Below are 17788 nucleotides of genomic sequence, written 5' to 3'. Positions count from 1 at the left end.
AGGCCGATGATATATCCCGGTGGGAGGGAGCCTGCTCGCGAAGACGGACTGTCAGGCACTGCGAGTCTGGATGTCAGTCACACCACCCACTGCGCCCCATAACCCTGAATCAGATCGCGATACGCCTTGGGCAGCTTCTTGTCGCTGACCACCACATGGAAGTTCTCCAGCGCCGCGAAATGTGCGGTGCGCACGGAGTCGAACTTGGAGTGATCGGCCAGCAGCATGCAGTGACGGGCCTGGCGCAAGACCTTCTGCTTGACCTCCACTTCATTGAAGTTGAAGCAGGTCACGCCGAATTCGTCGCTGACGCCCGCCGCCGAGACGAACGCCCAGGTCAGACGGATGCCATCGAGAATGCTGGCCTCGCTGTGATGCTCGAAGACCTGATTCTTGCGATGAAAGGTCCCGCCGCACAGCACGATCATGCAGTTGGGTTTCTGCTGCAGTTTGAGCAGCACGTTAAGGGAGTTGCACACCGCGGTGAACTCCAGTTCGTCCGGTATGAAATCGATCACGAAGGGAATCGTCGTGCCGCAATCGAAAAACACCGTGTCGCCGGGTTTGATGAACGCTGCCGCGAGCTTGCCGATACGCCGCTTCTCCTCGACGTGGCGAGTGCCTTGCTCGCTGACCTTGTAATCGCTGGCTTCGGAGGGATCGAAGGCGAGGGTGATATGGCCGCCCAACAGATGAAATTTGTCCGGATGACGGCCCAGATCGCGACGCAGAGTCATCTCCGAGACATCCAGCAACGCGGCCATTTCCCGCAGGTGAATGGCTTTCTGGTCTTGCAGGGCTTGCTGAATCAGTTTGACGCGGTCGGATTTTTTACTGTCCACAGGCATCCCGGCTGTCGATTGAATATGGTAGAAAAATAACACTTACTGTTATAGTTGCAACATAAATGATGAGCGCTGGGCTTAAGCTTAAGGCTTGTCGCGTTTCAGCGCTTCTTTACCCGTTTGTATTGCCCGTTCCGTATCAGGAAAAAGAACCATGATGAAGATCGAACCCGCAGCACTCGCGCAGTATATCGACCACACCTTGCTGGCCGCCGATGCGACTCGCGATCAGATCGCCACATTGTGCCGCGAAGCGCAAGAACACGGCTTCTATTCGGTGTGTGTGAATTCAGGTCAGGTACCGTACGCCGCTTCGCTGCTCAAGGGCCAACAGGTCAAGGTCTGCGCGGTTGTCGGCTTCCCGCTGGGCGCGGGCCTGAGCAACACCAAGGCGTTCGAAGCGCAGCAGGCGATTGCCGCAGGTGCGGGTGAAATCGACATGGTGCTGAATGTCGGCGCGCTGAAAGACGGGCTGCTGGATCTAGTGCGTGACGATATCGCAGCCGTCAAACAGGCCTGTGGCGCGGTGCCGCTGAAAGTGATTCTGGAAACCTGCCTGCTGGAAGACGCACAGAAAACCAGCGCCTGCGAGATCTGCCGCGAGCTGAACGTGGCGTTCGTCAAAACCTCCACCGGCTTTAGCCGCAGCGGCGCCAGCGTTGAAGATGTCGCGCTGATGCGCAAGGTGGTTGGCGCAGGCGTGGATGTCAAAGCTTCTGGCGGCGTGCGCGATTACGCCACGGCGGTGGCAATGATAGAGGCTGGCGCCACGCGGCTGGGCACCAGCTCCGGCATCGCTATCGTCAGCGGCGCGGCGGCATCGGGCTCGGGTTATTGAGCCCTAAGCGCAGTCGCTAAGCCTTCTCGGCGCAGCAATGGGATGAGCCTGCCGCACCCTCGTACTGGTCGTGCAGGCGCACCCACTCCATGATTTCCTCCTCGTTGCGGCCCTTGGGCGTCAGGTCCAGGTAGTTGTAAGTCCCCACCAGAATGTCCAGGCCTCGGGCGTACGCCGAATAGGTGTGGAAAATCTCTCCCGCGCCGTTCTTGTAGAATACGCTCACGCCTGGCATCTCCTCTTCGGCAATGTCCATAGCTTCGTAGTTGTATTCCATCTTGCCCGCGGCTTTTTCTGCGTCGGTGGCCGAGACATGGAAATCTTCGTTGAAGTCGGAGCCCGCGGATGACACCCATCTGAAGTGCCAGCCCATGCGTTTCTTGAAATCCTTGAATGCCTCCCACGGCGCGTGAGACACGGCGACCAGCGAGATGTCGTGGTGAGCCAGATGCAGATTGGCGCCGTCCAGATGATCGGACAGGAACGAGCAGCCTTTGCAGCCTTCTTTCCAGTCCTTGGCGAACATGAAGTGATAGACGATCAACTGGCTGTTTTCAGCGAACAGCTCGGCCAGCGTCTGCTGCCCGTCGGGGCCGTTGAACGTGTAGGGTTTGTCGATTTTCACCCAGGGCAGGGCACGGCGCTGCGCACTGAGTTGATCACGCTGACGGGTGAGGGCCTTTTCATCGGCCAGATGCTTGTTGCGCGCGGCCAGCCATTCGGCGCGGGATACCACAGGATGCGAGTCGATATTGCTCATGATGTTCTCCTTGGCAGAGGTCTTCATCGGGCTTTGACACTGGGTAGTCGAATGGCAGGCACGGGAATCGACAAAGGACCGACAAAGATTTCTTGCCGTGTGCGGGGCGAGCAGCCTGCAACGAAGACTTTGCCTGCGTGACGCTCAATCTGTGGGAGGTCAGTCACCATTGCAGCGTCAGGACGAACGCTTCGCGAGCAAGCTACGTCCCACAAAAGCGGTCTGCGTGCAGCAGGCCTTTCGGCAGACAGACATGACCTGCCGCGCCAATGAATGGCACACTGCCCGGGTACATCCTCCAACACCGGAAACCGCTCTATGCCGCAACTCTCCCTGGCGCACTTCAAGGCCCGCTGGTTCTTCTGGCTGTGCATGCTGCTGATCGTGGTTGGCCTGCCGGTCGGCTGCGCGGCGTTGCAGCACAAGGAGCGTGAGTTGGTGTTCATGATCGAACCGGGCACCGCCAGTTGGTATCACGGCATTCCTGCGGATGTGCAGGACCTGGAGCTCAAGGCGCCGTCGTTCGGCGTTTCGCAGAACATCCATGCCTGGTGGTGGCTGGCCGAAAAGAAGGACGCGCCTGCGGTGCTATACCTGCATGGTTCGCGCTGGAACCTCACCGGCCAGTTCTTCCGTATCGAGCAACTGCATGCATTGGGGTTTTCGGTGCTGGCCATCGACTACCGTGGATTTGGTGAGAGCAAAGGGCAATTGCCTTCCGAAGCGTCGGTTTACGAAGACGCGCGGATCGCCTGGGAGCGCTTGAAACAACTGCAACCCGACCCGCAAAAGCGGTTGATCTACGGGCATTCCCTTGGCGGCGCGGTGGCGGTGGATCTGGCCGCAGAGCTGGGCCACGACGCGCAGAAAGGCGACGAACCGATTCAGGCGCGCGGGCTGATCATCGAATCGACGTTCACCAACCTTGCCGACGTCGCCTCGTCGGTGGCCAGCACCCGGACATCGTTGCCAGTGCGCTGGCTGGTGTCGCAGAAATTCGATTCAATCGACAAGATCGCCGACATTCACATGCCGTTGCTGATCGTTCACGGCACGGCAGACCAATTCGTCTCGCCGCGTTTCAGTGAAGAGCTGTTTCAGGCCGCCCAGGAGCCGAAGAACCTGCTGATGGTGCCCGGCGGCAATCACAACAACAGCATGAACCTGGGACGTCAGGCCTATAGCCAGGCGATTCAGGCCTTGCTCAAGGCCAAGGCGCCTGCGGTGCATGCGGGCAACGAACCCGCTGCAGTCGCGAAACAGGCCGGGTAGTTCACATCGTCGAATTGTTCGAATCGCCTGTAGCAGTCCGGCGTTACCCGTGAGCGCTGGAATCACAGGGGGGGCTGATGCTCCACCGAAAACGGCTTGTTGCGCACCGTCACTTTGCCCGGATGACTTTCCGGGACGACGAAGCCTTTTAGCTCCTCCAGCAGTTTTGCCGGGTCTTCAATGGGCAGTTCGGCCAGTTGCTGCGGAGTCAGGTTCCACCACTGGCTGGCCAGCAGGCCTTCGATGATGTGCGGCTCGAAACGGTAGCGCTGCACCTTGGCGGGGGAGCCGACCACGATGGCGTAAGGTGGCACGTCGCGGGTGATCAACGACTGTGCGCCAATCACGGCGCCAGTGCCGATGGTGACGCCTTCCAGAATCAACACATCCATGCCGATCCATACGTCGTGGCCGATCACGGTCTGTTTGACCTCTTCATGAGCGTGCGCCATACCGCTGGCAGTGTGTCTCAGTCCCGCCAGTGCGCTGTGGGTGCTGAGCCAGTCCAGCGGGTGGGATTTGCGGTTCTGGCCAATGGTCACGTCGCGTGCGATGGAGCAATAGCGGCCGATGCTGGCGACGTTCTGCAGTTCGCTGCCGCTGACGATATCGGTGTAGGCGCCGATGCTCAGTTTGCTGGAATTGATCTTGATCTGGTGCAGTTTGACGCCCTGTTCGAGGGTCAGCTCCATGTCCCGGCGCAGGCCGCGGATGCCGCTGTCCAGCCGGCATTTGTTCTGGGCCAGCGAGCGTTTGAGCTGATGATCGAGCAGGATACGGCGCAGGAAATTCATGGTGGCAGTCCGCAGATACGACGAGTTGATTCAGAAGTCGCGCGCCCACCGACCGAACGAGCGGTGACACGCGAGTTTTCTTGTTGATAAATGTTCTCGATGATTGCACGAGTGACGGGGTCGGGGGAAATCCACAACCGGCCAGTCACGGGCGGATTGCCTGACAACGCAGGGGGCCGTCTGCCCGTCAGCGCACAGGGACATTCACAATTGCGCCCGCAAATGGTATCTGTGTTGCCTTGTTGTGTTGCGATCATGAGCCGTCACGATGGACAAATATTCAAACGGGGAAGCCCATCTCGCCCATTCCGAACGGGACTGGGTAGTGCGCGCCAAACCCCAGCCGCAGATGGAGCGGATCGAGGCGTACTTTCATGGTCATGGCTTCGAAATGCATCGGCACGACACCTACGCCATCGGCCATACCCTCTCTGGCGTGCAGAGCTTTCGGTACGGCAAGGAAATGGTCAACAACCTGCCGGGCCAGACCATGGTCCTGCACCCCGACGAGCCCCACGACGGTCACGCTGGCACCGAAGACGGTTTTCGCTACCGCATGTTTTACCTGGAACCGGCCATGATCCAGCAGGTGCTGGGCGGCAAGCCGCTGCCGTTCATCAAGGGCGGCGTGTCCAACGATCCGCGTTTATTCAAGGCCACCCAGGCCTTGCTGCAGGATTTGCAAACCCCGCTCGATCCCCTGGAACTGGACGACGCCGTGTTCGACATCGCCGTTGCGCTGCAGGATGCCGCTGGCGCACGAAAGGGCCGGCAAAGCGTCGACTACGCCTCGGCCGAGCGGGCCAGAGAGTTACTGATGGCGAGTCTGGAGCAGGGCGTCAGCCTCGATGAACTCGAACAGGCCAGCGACACCGACCGTTGGCGCCTGTCGCGGGATTTTCGCGTGCTGTTCGGCACCAGCCCTCACCGTTACCTCACCTTGCGACGGCTGGATCTGGTGCGTCATTCGATTTCTCTCGGCGTGTCCCTCAGCGATGCGTCGGTGATGGCCGGGTTCTCCGATCAGAGCCACATGACGCGGCATTTCGTGAAGACCTTCGGGTATCCGCCAGGGCGGTGGTTGAAGATGCTCGGTGCGCGTGGGGTAGATGGATCGGGTCGATCGATCTAGCGCTCTAGCGCTGTCGCTGCCGTCGTCACCTCCGGCGTCTCCCACAGGAACAGTGATCATCCCGGCGGTTTTTGGCTGACCTCAAACCCTGTCACAATCACCGCGGATTGCCGGCGAGCTCAAATCTGTGGGAGACGCCGGAGGTGACGACGGCAGCGAAGGGATCGACGCTGAACTATCAGATTACTTGCAATAACGTACAAGACCCGCTCGCGTGTAATGCCCTAACTTGCTGGCTCCCCGAACCCTTGCGGAGCCACTTCGATGTCCACGTCCCAGACCACCCACACCCCCATCAACTTCGCCCAAAAATACAGCCTCTTCAGCGAGCAATGGCAACCCAAGGTCGTCGCGCAGATGAACGACTACCAGTTCAAACTGGCCCGTCTTGAAGGGGATTTTCTCTGGCACACCCACGCCGACACCGACGAAACCTTCATCGTGATCGAAGGCTGCCTGCGCATCGATTTTCGCGACGGTTTCGTCGAGTTGAATGCGGGTGAACTGTACGTCGTCCCCAAAGGTGTGGAGCACAAGCCTTATGCGGAGAAGGAAGTGAAGCTGATGCTGGTCGAGCCGACCGGGGTGATCAATACCGGGGACGATACCAACGAGCGCACTGCGCAGAATGATGTGTGGATTTGAATTAAGCATTAGACCTTTTCGAAATAGAGGTCCTTCACTCATCAACTAACCAAGTATTCATTTCTAAAGAAATCACTGGGTTATTGTCCATGTGGGTGTTTTTGATTTGAACAGGACGATTTGAGTTGTTTGCAAGAGGCGATTACGCTTGGTTGCAGGGACGGTTGCAGCGTCCTGGATCGATGGTCTCCAACTTGCTATGTTCGAGAATTCAGGGAGTTAATGATGATGGGTCAAGACGAAACAAACTTGGCGGGTGAGGAAGTCAGTATTTATGACGGTGACACACTTGTGGGTAATGCACCGGTCGTTGATGGTCGATGGCAGTATACAGTGCCGAGTCTTGCCCTAGGGGGGCATGATTTTAATGCTCGCGTAGGACCATTGACGTCGGACCGCTGGTCTCTAGCCAGAGTTCCGCCGTTCGAGGACTTCACCGATTTTGAAGGCGGTAATCTCAATGGCTGGTGGTCGTACCTAGACAATCGTTGGGCATGGGAGGGGCATGCAGACACGCAACAAGGCAGTGTTGGGAAGCTCACACGGATAGCGGATGGTGAATGGATAACTTTGCTTAAGTCCTTCGCGGCGCCCGCAGTGGGGCGTTATAGGTTTCAGGCCTCACTCAAGGGCTCCCATGCAGGAATGACAGTGAACGTCGGCTGGTCGAGTTCCGAACTTGTCGGGAATTTTCAGATCGTCGCTGGCCAGTGGCGTATGTTCTCTGTGGAAGTTCCAGTAGAGCGGGAAGAGGAAAACCCTCTTTTTCGCTGGAAGGTTAAGGGGGTGGTGGGGAACTCACTTCTTATCGACAATATATCTATTACGCGAATAGGTTAACGCCTAACGGCCACAGTGTTATAGACCGGATCGCAGTTGTCTCTGGTTATTCATCCCTGAGCCGGTATTGAAGCTGATGCTGATCCAGCTAACTGCGGTGGTTAATATTATTGACGATACCACGGTCTTACCACGCAGAATGATGTGTGGATTTGAGTTTCTGAGGGTGCCAAACCACTATTGCGCGACGCGACACCTGTAGCAGCACGGCTTGCCGGCGGTAGCGATTTCAAGGACGCCTGCGCCGGTAAACGGAACGCCGCCCGGCCGTCCTGCTACAGGGGCGGGGTCGCGGAAGCGCTCGCTGCGGCTGACTTCGCGGCATCCGGCATCAACACCGCAATCAACGCCCTGACCACTCCCGGCAGGGCGTCGAGTTCTCTCACCAGAATACTGCGCTCGCGCACGGCCCATGGCTCGTCGATTTCGATGGTCACCAGTTTCATCGTCCGGCTGTGCCGCACCGCCGCAGACTCGGGAATGATGCCGATCCCCACGCCCGCTTCGACCATCCGGCAGATCGCCTCGAAGCTCGACACCTGAATCCGCAGCGACAGGTTCTGCCCCAAGCGTTCAACGTGATCGCGCAGAAAACTCAGCAACGTGCTGCCTTCGTGCAGGCCGATGTGTTGAAACGCCAGGGTCTGTTTCAGGGTGACTTTCTTTTGTTTCGCCAACTCATGCCCTTGAGGCACGGTCAGCACCAGACGGTCGGTGCTGAAGTGGATGACCTGCAATCCGGCTGCTTCGACCGGGCCTGCGATGATGCCCATGTCGGTGCTGCCATCGAGCACGCCGCGCACGATGTCCCGCGACAAGCGCTCCTGCAAATCCACCGTCACCCCTGGCCGTTGGGCGAGGAATCCGGCCAGCACTTCGGGCAAGAATTCGGTCACCGCTGTGGTGTTGGCGAAGATGCGGATGTGCCCGGCCGAGTCAGTGCCATAGCTGGTGAACTCGCTCTTCAGATAATCCACCTGGCTCATGATCAGTCGCGCGTGCTTGAGCAAGCGTTGCCCGGCCGGGGTCAGTTCGACGCCACGGCTGTCGCGATACAACAGGCGCGTATCGAGCTGGCCTTCGAGGGCCTTGATGCGAGCGCTGGCGGCGGCAGGGGAAAGAAAAGCCCGGCGGGCGCCTTGGGTCAGGCTCGGGGATTCGCCGATATGAATGAAGAGGCGCAAGTCAGCCAGGTCGAAGTGCATGGTTGTATCCGAACGTTGCAGGTGCGTTCAGCATACATGAACGCGGTCTTATGCAAATGCTGATTCACAGAATGCCAGGCCAATCTCATGATCCGTTCATAACAACAAATGCAGAGGGTTCTCTCCCATGAGTGCTTCAGATTCGCCAGTGGATTTCAGTGCCTGGATCGGACGGACCGAGGAAGCTCAGGATCACCTGAGCCACAACCTGATCAAGCGCATTGCCGCCACCTTCGGCGAGCCTACGCCAGCCGACGGCGACCCGTTGCCTGCGCTGTGGCAGTGGTGTTTTTTCCAGGAACCGGTTTTCGAGGCGCAACTGGGCGGCGATGGCCACCCGGCCCGCGGCGGCTTTCTGCCTCCGGCCGACAACCGTAACCGCATGTGGGCCGGTGGTCGTGTGGAGTTCATCCAGCCGTTGAAAGTCGGTGCCGACGCCCATCGCCTGTCGACCATCCTGCACATCGAAGAAAAGCACGGCCGCACCGGCTCGCTGTTGTTCGTTACGGTGCGTCACGACTACTCGCAAAACGGCCAATTGTGCGTGCGTGAGGAGCAAGACATCGTCTATCGCGAGCCCAATCCGCCGAAGCTCAACAGCGGTGAGGCGCCTGAGCAAGGTGACTGGAGCGAGACCATCGAGCCGACCCCCACCTTGTTGTTCCGCTATTCGGCAGTGACCTTCAACGGCCACCGCATTCATTACGACTACCCCTACGTGACCGAAACCGAAGGCTATCCAGGTCTGGTGGTTCACGGCCCGATGATCGCCACCTTCAACCTTCGCGCGTTCATCCGCGGCAACCCTGGCAAGCGCGTGCGTCACTTCGCCTATCGCGGCGTACGGCCGTTGAACGTGCCCGCGGCGTTTCGGGTCGGCGGTCGTATCACCGAACCGGGCAAGGCTCAGCTGTGGGCGGGTAATGAAGCTGGGGTCGCGCAGAGCGCCGAAGTCAGCTTCGACTGAATCCTTCTTCCTTTATATAGCCAGGCCCGCCCATCGCGACGGGCCGCTGGTAGACGCGAGCAGACACGATGAACCCATACGAAAACGAAGACCTGAATGCCATCCGCGAAGGCGTGCGCGCGCTGTGCGCCGAATTTCCGGCTGAATACTGGCGCAAGATCGACGAAGAGAAGGGCTTCCCGGAAGCCTTCGTCAAGGCGCTGACCGACGCCGGCTGGCTGTCGGCGATGATCCCCGAAGAATACGGCGGCTCGGGTCTTGGTCTGGCCGAGGCCTCGGTGATTCTCGAAGAAGTGAACGCTTGCGGCGGCAACTCCGGCACCGTGCACGGCCAGATGTACAACATGTTCACCTTGCTGCGTCACGGTAGCGAAGAGCAGAAGCGCTACTACCTGCCCAAGCTCGCCAGCGGCGAACTGCGCCTGCAATCGATGGGCGTGACCGAGCCGACCACCGGCACGGACACTACCAAGATCAAGACCACTGCCGTCAAACAGGGCGATAAGTACGTGATCAACGGGCAGAAGGTCTGGATCTCGCGGATTCAGCATTCGGACCTGATGATCCTGCTGGCGCGCACCACGCCGCTGGCCGAGGTCAAAAAGAAATCCGAAGGCATGTCGATTTTCCTGGTCGACCTGCGCGATGCCATTGGCAATGGCCTGACCGTTCAGCCCATCGCCAACATGGTCAACCACGAAACCAACGAGCTGTTTTTCGACAACCTGGAATTGCCTGCCAACAGCCTGATCGGCGAAGAGGGCAAGGGTTTCAGGTACATCCTCGACGGCCTCAACGCCGAACGCACGCTGATCGCCGCCGAGTGCATCGGCGATGGTCGCTGGTTCATCGAGAAGTCCGCCGCTTATGCCCGCGATCGCGTGGTATTCGGCCGCCCGATTGGCCAGAACCAGGGCGTGCAATTCCCGATTGCCGAGGCGCACATCGAGATCGAAGCCGCCGACCTGATGCGCTGGCGTGCCTGCGAAGAATACGACAGCGGCAAGAACGCCGGGGCCAGCGCCAACATGGCCAAGTACCTGGCCGCCAAGGCTTCGTGGGAAGCGGCCAACGCCTGTTTGCAGACCCACGGCGGTTTCGGTTTCGCCTGCGAATACGACGTCGAGCGCAAATTCCGCGAGACCCGTCTGTATCAGGTCGCACCGATCTCCACCAACCTGATTCTTTCCTACGTCGCCGAGCACCTGCTCGAACTGCCACGCAGCTTCTGAGGACATCGAGATGAGTCATACCCAGGCATTGGCGGGCTTTCTTGCCGAGCTGAAATACGAGCAGATTCCAGGCCACGTGCTGGACCGTACCGAAGACCTGTTTCTGGACTGGATAGGCTCTGGGCTGGCCAGTCAGGGCGCGCGGCCGATCCCGATTTTCGAGCGTTATGCCGAACGGATGGGCCCGAGCGATGGCAAGGCGAAGATTCTGGTCAGCGGTCGCAACACCTCGGCGTACTTCGCGGCACTGGTCAACGGCGCATCTTCGCACCTGGTCGAGCAGGACGACCTGCACAACAGCTCCGTGCTGCATCCGGCCACCGTGGTGTTTTCCGCTGTGCTGGCCGCTGCGCAGGATCTGGGCAAGTCCGGTCAGGACCTGTTGCTAGCCTCCGTCGCAGGATACGAAGCCGGGATCCGCATCGGCGAATTCATGGGCCGCTCGCACTACCGCATCTTTCACACCACGGCCACGGTCGGCACCCTCGCCGCAGCTGTTGCAGTGGGCAAGCTGCTGAATTTCGACAAAGAGCAATTCATCAATCTGTTGGGCACGGCCGGTACTCAGGCAGCGGGCTTGTGGGAGTTCCTGCGTGACGCTGCCGACTCGAAGCAATTGCACACCGCCAAGGCCGCGGCCGATGGTCTGCTCGCCGCGTACATGACCGAAGACGGCCTGACCGGGGCGCGCAACATTCTCGAAGGCGATCAGGGCATGGCGGCGGGGATGTCGACCGACAGCGACCCGAGCAAGTTGTCCGATCGTCTGGGCTCGCGCTGGGCGCTGGCGGAAACCTCGTTCAAGTTCCACGCCTCCTGCCGTCACACCCATCCGGCCGCCGACGCGCTGTTGCACCTGATGCAACGCGAAGGCTTGCGCCACGACCAGATCGCCAAGGTCGTGACCCGCGTTCACCAGGGTGCGATCGATGTGCTCGGTCGCGTCGACGTACCGCAGACCGTGCATCAGGCGAAGTTCTCGATGGGTGCGGTGTTGGGCCTGATCGCCGTGCACGGCAGCGCGCAGTTGATCGAATTCCGCGACTTGGCGCTGACCGATGCCGACGTCGCTGGGTTCCGCGAGAAGGTAACGATGGAGCTCGACCCTGAGGTCGATGGCGCCTATCCGGCGCGCTGGCTGGGTCGGGTGATCGTCACCACCACCGATGGCCGCACGTTGACCGCTGCCATCGACGATCCGAAGGGCGATCCGGGCAACACCCTGTCGCGGCCCGAGTTGGAGGACAAGGTCCAGCGTCTGCTGGCGTTCTCCGGCGCTCGCACGGTGGAGCAGGGCAAGGCCCTGATCGAACGCGTCTGGCACCTGCGCGATGCGCGGGATCTGGCGGATCTCATTTAACGAACGCAAGACCTCTCTGATCGTTCCCACGCTCCGCGTGGTAACGCCTCCCTAGGACGCTCCGCGCCCCAGGCCGTGACGCAGAGCATCACGGGATGCATGCCCACGCAGAGCGTGGAAACGATCAGACAGTGGAATGTGGAGGTGCAAGAACATGACTCAACAAAACCCTCGTCCTCTGGACGGCATCACCGTGGTCAGTCTGGAGCACGCCATTGCGGCGCCGTTCTGCACGCGGCAACTGGCGGACCTGGGCGCTCGCGTGATCAAGGTCGAGCGCCCTGGCGTCGGTGACTTTGCCCGTGGCTACGATCAGCGTGTCGACGGCCTGGCGTCGCACTTCGTCTGGACCAATCGCTCCAAGGAAAGCCTGACCCTGGACCTGAAACAGGACGAGGCGGGTGACATTCTCGAATCGCTGCTGGCCACCGCCGATGTACTCGTACAGAACCTCGCACCGGGCGCCGCTGCGCGCATGGGCTTGTCGTTCGAAGCGCTGCATGAGCGGTTTCCGCGCCTGATCGTCTGCGACATTTCCGGCTATGGCGAAGGCGGCCCCTATGAAAAGAAGAAGGCCTATGACCTGCTGATTCAGAGCGAAGGCGGCTTTCTGTCGGTGACCGGCGGCCCGGGCGAAAACGAAATGGCCAAGGCCGGTTGTTCCATCGCCGACATCGCTGCGGGCATGTACGCCTACACCGGCATCCTCTCGGCGCTGTTGCTGCGCGACAAGACCGGTGAAGGCAGCCGCATTGACGTCAGCATGCTGGAAAGCCTGGTGGAGTGGATGGGCTACCCGATGTACTACGCCTACAACGGCGCGCCGCAGCCACCGCGCGCTGGCGCCTCGCACTCGACGATTTACCCGTATGGCCCGTTCCCGACCGGCGGTGGCGGCACCATCATGCTCGGGTTGCAGAACGAGCGTGAATGGGCGTTGTTCTGCGAGAAGGTCCTGCTGGACAAGGCGCTGGCCACCGACGAGCGTTTTTCGGCCAACTTCAAGCGCTCGGAAAACCGTGAAGTGCTGCGGCAGATCATCGTCGATGGCTTCGCGGCGTTGAGCGTCGATGAAGTGGTGGCACGGCTTGAGGATGCGCAGATCGCCAACGCGCGGGTCAACGACATGCAGGGCGTCTGGGATCACCCGCAACTCAAGGCCCGCGACAGCTGGCGCGAAGTGGACAGCCCGTCCGGACCACTGCCGTCGCTGCTGCCTCCGGGACGCAACGCCGCGTTCACCCCGCGCATGGATGGCGTCCCCGGGTTGGGGCAGCACACAGGCAGCATTCTTGGCGAGCTGGGATTTTCCGCTGAGGATCAGGCGCGGATGGCGGCGGCCGGGGTGGTTTGAGCGTCCGAAGCGTACATCGATCTTGCGCATTCGGCAGGCCTTGTGGGAGGGAGCTCGCTGGCGAATGAAGGGTGTCAGGCGGCACAGATGCCGGGTCTGAGATCCCTTCGCGAGCAAGCTCGCTCCCACGGGTTGTATGTCCGCCGACCCACCGCGAACGATCCGTCACATCGCAGGATATTTTCATAAGGAAGCACACCATGCCCCAATCCATCGTCCGCTCCGCATTGTTCGTGCCCGGCAGCCGGCCCGAGCGTTTCGCCAAGGCCCTGGCCGCGGGCGCGGATGCGGTGATCGTCGATTTCGAAGACGCCGTCGAAGAGCCGCTCAAGCGTCAGGCCCGCGACCATCTGGCGGCGTTTCTGCAAGGTTATCCTCAGGCTGCGGTCTGGGTGCGAGTCAATGCGCCGGAGCATGCCGAGCACGTTGCGGATCTGGCGTTCTGCAAACAACAGACCGGCGTCGCCGGGGTGCTGCTGCCTAAAGTCGAAAGCGCGGCCCAGGTGGCGGCGGTCTGGCAAACCGGGAAACCGGTGTGGCCGATCATCGAGAGCGCCAAGGGTTTGCTGGCGCTGGAGCAGATCGCGCATGCGCCGGGCGTCGAGCGCCTGTCGTTCGGTGGGCTGGATCTGGGCCTGGACTTGAACTTGAACACCGGCACACCTGCGGCGCAGATGTTTCTCGATCAGGCGCGCATTTCTGTACAACTGCACTCGCGAGGCGCCAACCTGCTGCCGCCGCTGGACGGCGTGCACCCGGCGATCGGTGATCCTGAGGGGCTGCACCGCGCGATCCGTCACGCCTATGACATGGGTTACGGCGGCGCGCTGTGCATTCACCCCAAGCAGGTGCCGGTCATCCATGCAGCACTTGCCCCAAGCGCGGACGATCTGAGCTGGGCAAAGCGGGTGGTCGATGCCAGCGCAGCCGCTAACGGCGCAGGTGCATTTCAGCTCGACGGACAAATGGTAGATGCGCCAGTGTTGTTGCGGGCCCAACGATTACTGGCATTGGCCGCGGGTTGAGCGTCAGCAATAGTGGCACTTTTCACCCAGCGTGCTAGTTTCCGTAAGGCACGCTGTCTAGAACGCGGGTGATGGGGAAGGGGCACACGAGCACCGGCGTTCAGCTATACCGAATGCTGGCTTACATAAAAGCTGATTCTCTAAACACCTTGTCTTGGGCATCGTTAGATGGCACAACGCTCAAGCGTCATCAATTGCTCCTACAAAAATAAGCTCCTACAACAATAAAAAGGTGATATCGATGTTGAAGCTGACCAAGGCGCTTTTCTGCGCCGCTGCAGTGACCATGGCCGGCATGGCACACGCTGATCCAATCGTCATCAAGTTTGCCCACGTGGTGGCGGAAAACACGCCAAAAGGCCAGGGCGCCTTGATGTTCCAGAAAATGGTTGCCGCCGATCCGGCCTTGAAAGACAAGGTCAAGGTCGAGGTCTACCCGAACTCCTCGCTGTTCGGCGATGGCAAGGAAATGGAAGCCCTGTTGCTGGGCGACGTTCAGATGCTTGCGCCGTCTCTGGCCAAGTTCGAGCAGTACACCAAGAAAGTGCAGATCTTTGACCTGCCATTCCTGTTTAACGACCTGGCCGCCGTCGACCGCTTCCAGCAGGGTCCTCAGGGCAAGGCGCTGCTGACCTCCATGGACGACAAGGGCATTCACGGCCTGGCTTACTGGCACAACGGTCTGAAGCAGCTGTCCGCGAACAAGAAGCTGATCGAGCCTAAAGACGCTCGCGGCCTGAAATTCCGCGTACAGGCGTCCAGCGTGCTCGAAGCGCAGTTTGTCGCGCTGCATGCCAACCCGCGCAAAATGAGCTTCGCCGAGGTCTATCAGGGCCTGCAGACCGGTACCGTCAACGGCACCGAGAACACCTGGTCGAACTACGAAAGCCAGAAGGTCAACGAGGTACAGCAGTTCTTCACCGAAACCAACCACGGTCTGATCGACTACATGGTGATCACCAACTCCAAGTTCTGGAACGGTCTGCCGGAAGACGTGCGTACCGAGCTGCAGAAGATCATGGATCAGGTGACGGTCGAAGTGAACAAACAGGCTGAAGCCCTGAACCAGACCGCCAAGCAGAAAATCGCTGACTCCAAGACCAGCGAGATCGACACCCTCACGCCTGAGCAGCGTGCCAAGTGGCGCGAAGTCATGAAGCCGGTCTGGGACAAGTTCTCCGAAGAAATCGGTGCAGACCTGATCAAGGCAGCAGACGATTCGAACAAGGCGCCTTGATCCTCAAGCGGGCTTGATCGACACAGGCAGAGATGTCTGAGTGACCACCCGGACGTGGGTGGTCACCCTCTGGTTCGAATACGTTCGGAGAATTCTTATGCAATCGCTGACGCGACTCTGGGAGCATCTGGAGGAGGGCATCATCGCCTTCCTGCTGGCTGCCATGACGCTGGTGACATTCGTCTACGTGGCGCTGAACAACATCTACACGCTGTTTTATTCGCTCAGCGATCAGTGGGCGGTCAGCAGCGACTTTTTCGCAGGGATTGGCGATCACTTGATGGGCTACGCACAGGGCATGACCTGGAGCGTGGCGTTGACCAAGGCCATCTTCGGCTGGCTGATCTTTTTCGGTATTTCCTACGGCGTGCGTACTGCCGGGCACCTGGGCGTCGACGCGCTGGTGAAGAAAACCAGCAAACCGGTGCAGCGCATTCTGGCGATGCTGGCCTGCGCCTGTTGCCTGGCCTACGCCGGGCTGTTTCTGGTGGCGAGTTACAAATGGGTGTCGGCGCTGTTCGTTGCTGGCATCGGCGCTGAGGACCTGGATCGTTTTGGCATCAAGATCGCCTATATCACGGTCATCGTGCCTATCGGCTTCGCTCTGGTGATCGCGCGTTATCTGGAAATCCTCTACCGCATCTGGACCCACCGGCAGACCGGTCTGGGTCTGGCTGACGAAGCAGCGGAAGCGAGCAAACTGGCCAACCCTGGTGAGGAGCAACACTGATGACGGTTATCTGTTTGTTCCTGCTGCTGTTCGTGTTCATGTTCCTGGGCGTGCCCATCGCGATTTCCCTGGGCTTGGCCGGTGCGACCTCGATTCTGCTGTTCAGCCCGGACTCGTTGAGTTCGCTGGCAATCAAGCTGTTCGAGACGTCCGACAGCTATACCTTTCTGGCGATTCCGTTCTTCCTGTTGTCCGGTGCGTTCATGACCACCGGCGGTGTGGCGCAACGCTTGATCGATTTCGCCAACGCCTGTGTCGGCCACATTCGCGGCGGTCTGGCGATTGCGGCAGTGCTGGCGTGCATGCTGTTCGCGGCGCTGTCCGGGTCTTCCCCGGCGACCGTTGCGGCGGTGGGTTCGATTGCTGTGGCAGGGATGGTGCGTTCCGGTTATCCGAAGGAGTTCGGCGCCGGGATCATCTGTAACGCCGGTACGCTGGGCATCCTGATTCCGCCGTCGATCGTGATGGTGGTTTACGCCGCAGCGACTGAAACTTCTGTGGGCAAACTGTTCATCGCAGGCGTCATTCCGGGGATTCTGCTTGGCGTTGCGCTGATGGTGGTGATCTACATCGTGGCCCGGGTCAAGAAACTGCCCGCTCAGCCTCGCGTGTCATTCCGTGTATGGCTGCACACCGCGCAACGTGCCTTTTGGGGCTTGTTGTTGCTGGTGATCATCCTTGGCGGGATTTACAGCGGCATGTTCACCCCGACCGAAGCGGCGGCAGTGGCGGCGGTCTATTCGGCGTTCATCGCGTTGTTTGTCTACAAGGACATGACGTTCAGGGACTGCCCCAAGGTGCTGCTTGAGTCTGGTCGCCTGTCGATCATGCTGATGTTCATCATTGCCAACGCCATGTTGTTCGCTCATGTACTGACCACCGAACAGATTCCGCAGCAGATCACGGCCTGGGTCATTTCCGAGGGGCTGACGCCGATCGGTTTCCTGATCATGGTCAATATCGTGTTGCTGGTGGCGGGCAGTTTCATGGAGCCTTCGGCGATCATTCTGATTCTGGCGCCGATCTTCTTCCCGATTGCCATGAAGCTGGGTATCGATCCGATTCACCTGGGTATCGTGATGGTGGTGAACATGGAGATCGGACTGGTGCATCCGCCGGTGGGTTTGAATCTGTTCGTGACCTCGGCGGTGACGGGGCTGACGTTGGGGCAGACGATTCGTGCGGCGCTGCCGTGGTTGTCGATTCTGCTGGTGTTCCTGCTTCTGGTGACGTACGTGCCGTTCATTTCGCTGGCCCTGCCGAATTGGCTGGGGATGCCATAAGGGCCGTTTGAGCCTTTGACCGAACTGTGAGCGCAGTGCCTTGGCCCTCGTTGACCTTGAGTCTTCGGGGGCTTTTTTATGGGTTTCTTGGGACGGCACCGGGCTGGGCGTATCCGTTATCTGTGTTGGAGCTTGCATTGGCTCTGGCTAACGCCAGACCTGTTTCGCCTCCGGCGAGTTACTTGAAAAGACACCAAGTAACCAAGTGTCCTTGCTCCTGGTTGGGTTCCTCCTTCGTCGGAATACCCTCACTTCGGCGACGCTCCGTG

17 protein-coding genes are annotated in these 17788 nt (G+C 59.9%); 13 read left to right on the top strand and 4 right to left on the bottom strand.

What is annotated here, in order from left to right:
• Positions 1-77: 77 nt before the first annotated feature.
• The gene (gene deoR / locus BWR59_RS19050; RefSeq protein ID WP_081567204.1) at positions 78-848 is read right to left on the bottom strand and encodes a DNA-binding transcriptional repressor DeoR; all 771 of its coding nucleotides are present in this window, start codon (positions 846-848) and stop codon (positions 78-80) included.
• A gap of 151 nt (positions 849-999) precedes the next feature.
• Between deoR and deoC the strand changes: the two genes are divergently transcribed.
• Positions 1000-1683, top strand: coding sequence for a deoxyribose-phosphate aldolase (deoC, locus tag BWR59_RS19045; protein WP_081567203.1), 684 nt, complete (start codon positions 1000-1002; stop codon positions 1681-1683).
• Between the two features lie 16 nt (positions 1684-1699).
• Here the strand turns inward: deoC and BWR59_RS19040 are convergent, their stop codons facing one another.
• Complete coding sequence (locus tag BWR59_RS19040) at positions 1700-2443, bottom strand: thioredoxin family protein (protein ID WP_081567202.1); 744 nt, start codon at positions 2441-2443, stop codon at positions 1700-1702.
• 318 nt (positions 2444-2761) lie between these two features.
• Here BWR59_RS19040 and BWR59_RS19035 point away from each other — a divergent pair, with 318 nt between their 5' ends.
• Positions 2762-3715, top strand: coding sequence for an alpha/beta hydrolase (locus tag BWR59_RS19035; RefSeq protein WP_081567201.1), 954 nt, complete (start codon positions 2762-2764; stop codon positions 3713-3715).
• A gap of 62 nt (positions 3716-3777) precedes the next feature.
• On the opposite strand, the gene BWR59_RS33100 is transcribed toward BWR59_RS19035, so the two are convergent.
• Positions 3778-4509, bottom strand: coding sequence for a CatB-related O-acetyltransferase (locus BWR59_RS33100; protein WP_081567200.1), 732 nt, complete (start codon positions 4507-4509; stop codon positions 3778-3780).
• Positions 4510-4858: 349 nt separating this feature from the next.
• On the opposite strand from BWR59_RS33100, the gene BWR59_RS19025 reads away from it, so the two are divergent.
• From BWR59_RS19025 to BWR59_RS19015, 3 genes are all read left to right on the top strand, one after another.
• Positions 4859-5641 carry an AraC family transcriptional regulator gene (locus BWR59_RS19025; RefSeq protein ID WP_230982059.1) on the top strand — a complete coding sequence of 261 codons (783 nt, stop codon included), beginning with the start codon at positions 4859-4861 and terminating at the stop codon, positions 5639-5641.
• A 264-nt stretch (positions 5642-5905) separates the two neighbouring features.
• Positions 5906-6286, top strand: a complete 381-nt coding sequence (locus tag BWR59_RS19020; RefSeq protein WP_081567198.1) for a cupin domain-containing protein — start codon at positions 5906-5908, stop codon at positions 6284-6286.
• A 222-nt stretch (positions 6287-6508) separates the two neighbouring features.
• Positions 6509-7126: an Ig-like domain repeat protein gene (locus BWR59_RS19015; RefSeq protein ID WP_143490875.1), complete on the top strand. Its 618-nt coding sequence runs from the start codon at positions 6509-6511 to the stop codon at positions 7124-7126.
• Positions 7127-7401: 275 nt separating this feature from the next.
• Here the strand turns inward: BWR59_RS19015 and BWR59_RS19010 are convergent, their stop codons facing one another.
• On the bottom strand, positions 7402-8331 hold the full coding sequence (locus BWR59_RS19010) for a LysR family transcriptional regulator (RefSeq protein WP_081567196.1): 930 nt from the start codon (positions 8329-8331) through the stop codon (positions 7402-7404).
• Positions 8332-8458: 127 nt separating this feature from the next.
• Here BWR59_RS19010 and BWR59_RS19005 point away from each other — a divergent pair, with 127 nt between their 5' ends.
• From BWR59_RS19005 to dctM, 8 genes are all read left to right on the top strand, one after another.
• Entirely contained in the window at positions 8459-9298 is an 840-nt protein-coding gene (locus tag BWR59_RS19005) for a MaoC family dehydratase N-terminal domain-containing protein (RefSeq protein ID WP_081567195.1), read from the top strand.
• Positions 9299-9366: 68 nt separating this feature from the next.
• The gene (locus BWR59_RS19000; RefSeq protein ID WP_081567194.1) at positions 9367-10530 is read left to right on the top strand and encodes an acyl-CoA dehydrogenase family protein; all 1164 of its coding nucleotides are present in this window, start codon (positions 9367-9369) and stop codon (positions 10528-10530) included.
• A 10-nt stretch (positions 10531-10540) separates the two neighbouring features.
• Positions 10541-11890: an MmgE/PrpD family protein gene (locus BWR59_RS18995; RefSeq protein WP_081567193.1), complete on the top strand. Its 1350-nt coding sequence runs from the start codon at positions 10541-10543 to the stop codon at positions 11888-11890.
• 154 nt (positions 11891-12044) lie between these two features.
• Positions 12045-13244, top strand: coding sequence for a CaiB/BaiF CoA-transferase family protein (locus BWR59_RS18990; RefSeq protein ID WP_081567192.1), 1200 nt, complete (start codon positions 12045-12047; stop codon positions 13242-13244).
• A 200-nt stretch (positions 13245-13444) separates the two neighbouring features.
• Positions 13445-14269: a CoA ester lyase gene (locus BWR59_RS18985; protein WP_081567191.1), complete on the top strand. Its 825-nt coding sequence runs from the start codon at positions 13445-13447 to the stop codon at positions 14267-14269.
• 241 nt (positions 14270-14510) lie between these two features.
• Positions 14511-15506: a TRAP transporter substrate-binding protein gene (locus BWR59_RS18980; RefSeq protein WP_081567190.1), complete on the top strand. Its 996-nt coding sequence runs from the start codon at positions 14511-14513 to the stop codon at positions 15504-15506.
• 97 nt (positions 15507-15603) lie between these two features.
• On the top strand, positions 15604-16236 hold the full coding sequence (locus BWR59_RS18975; protein WP_081567189.1) for a TRAP transporter small permease: 633 nt from the start codon (positions 15604-15606) through the stop codon (positions 16234-16236).
• Entirely contained in the window at positions 16236-17519 is a 1284-nt protein-coding gene (gene dctM, locus BWR59_RS18970) for a C4-dicarboxylate TRAP transporter large permease protein DctM (protein ID WP_081567188.1), read from the top strand. The genes BWR59_RS18975 and dctM overlap by 1 nt, the downstream gene beginning before the upstream one ends.
• The last annotated feature ends 269 nt before the right edge of the window (positions 17520-17788 follow it).

The sequence above is a fragment of the Pseudomonas sp. Bc-h genome, assembly GCF_002080045.1.
Taxonomy (GTDB): Bacteria; Pseudomonadota; Gammaproteobacteria; order Pseudomonadales; family Pseudomonadaceae; genus Aquipseudomonas.
This window is presented reverse-complemented; position numbering and strand designations above follow the sequence as displayed.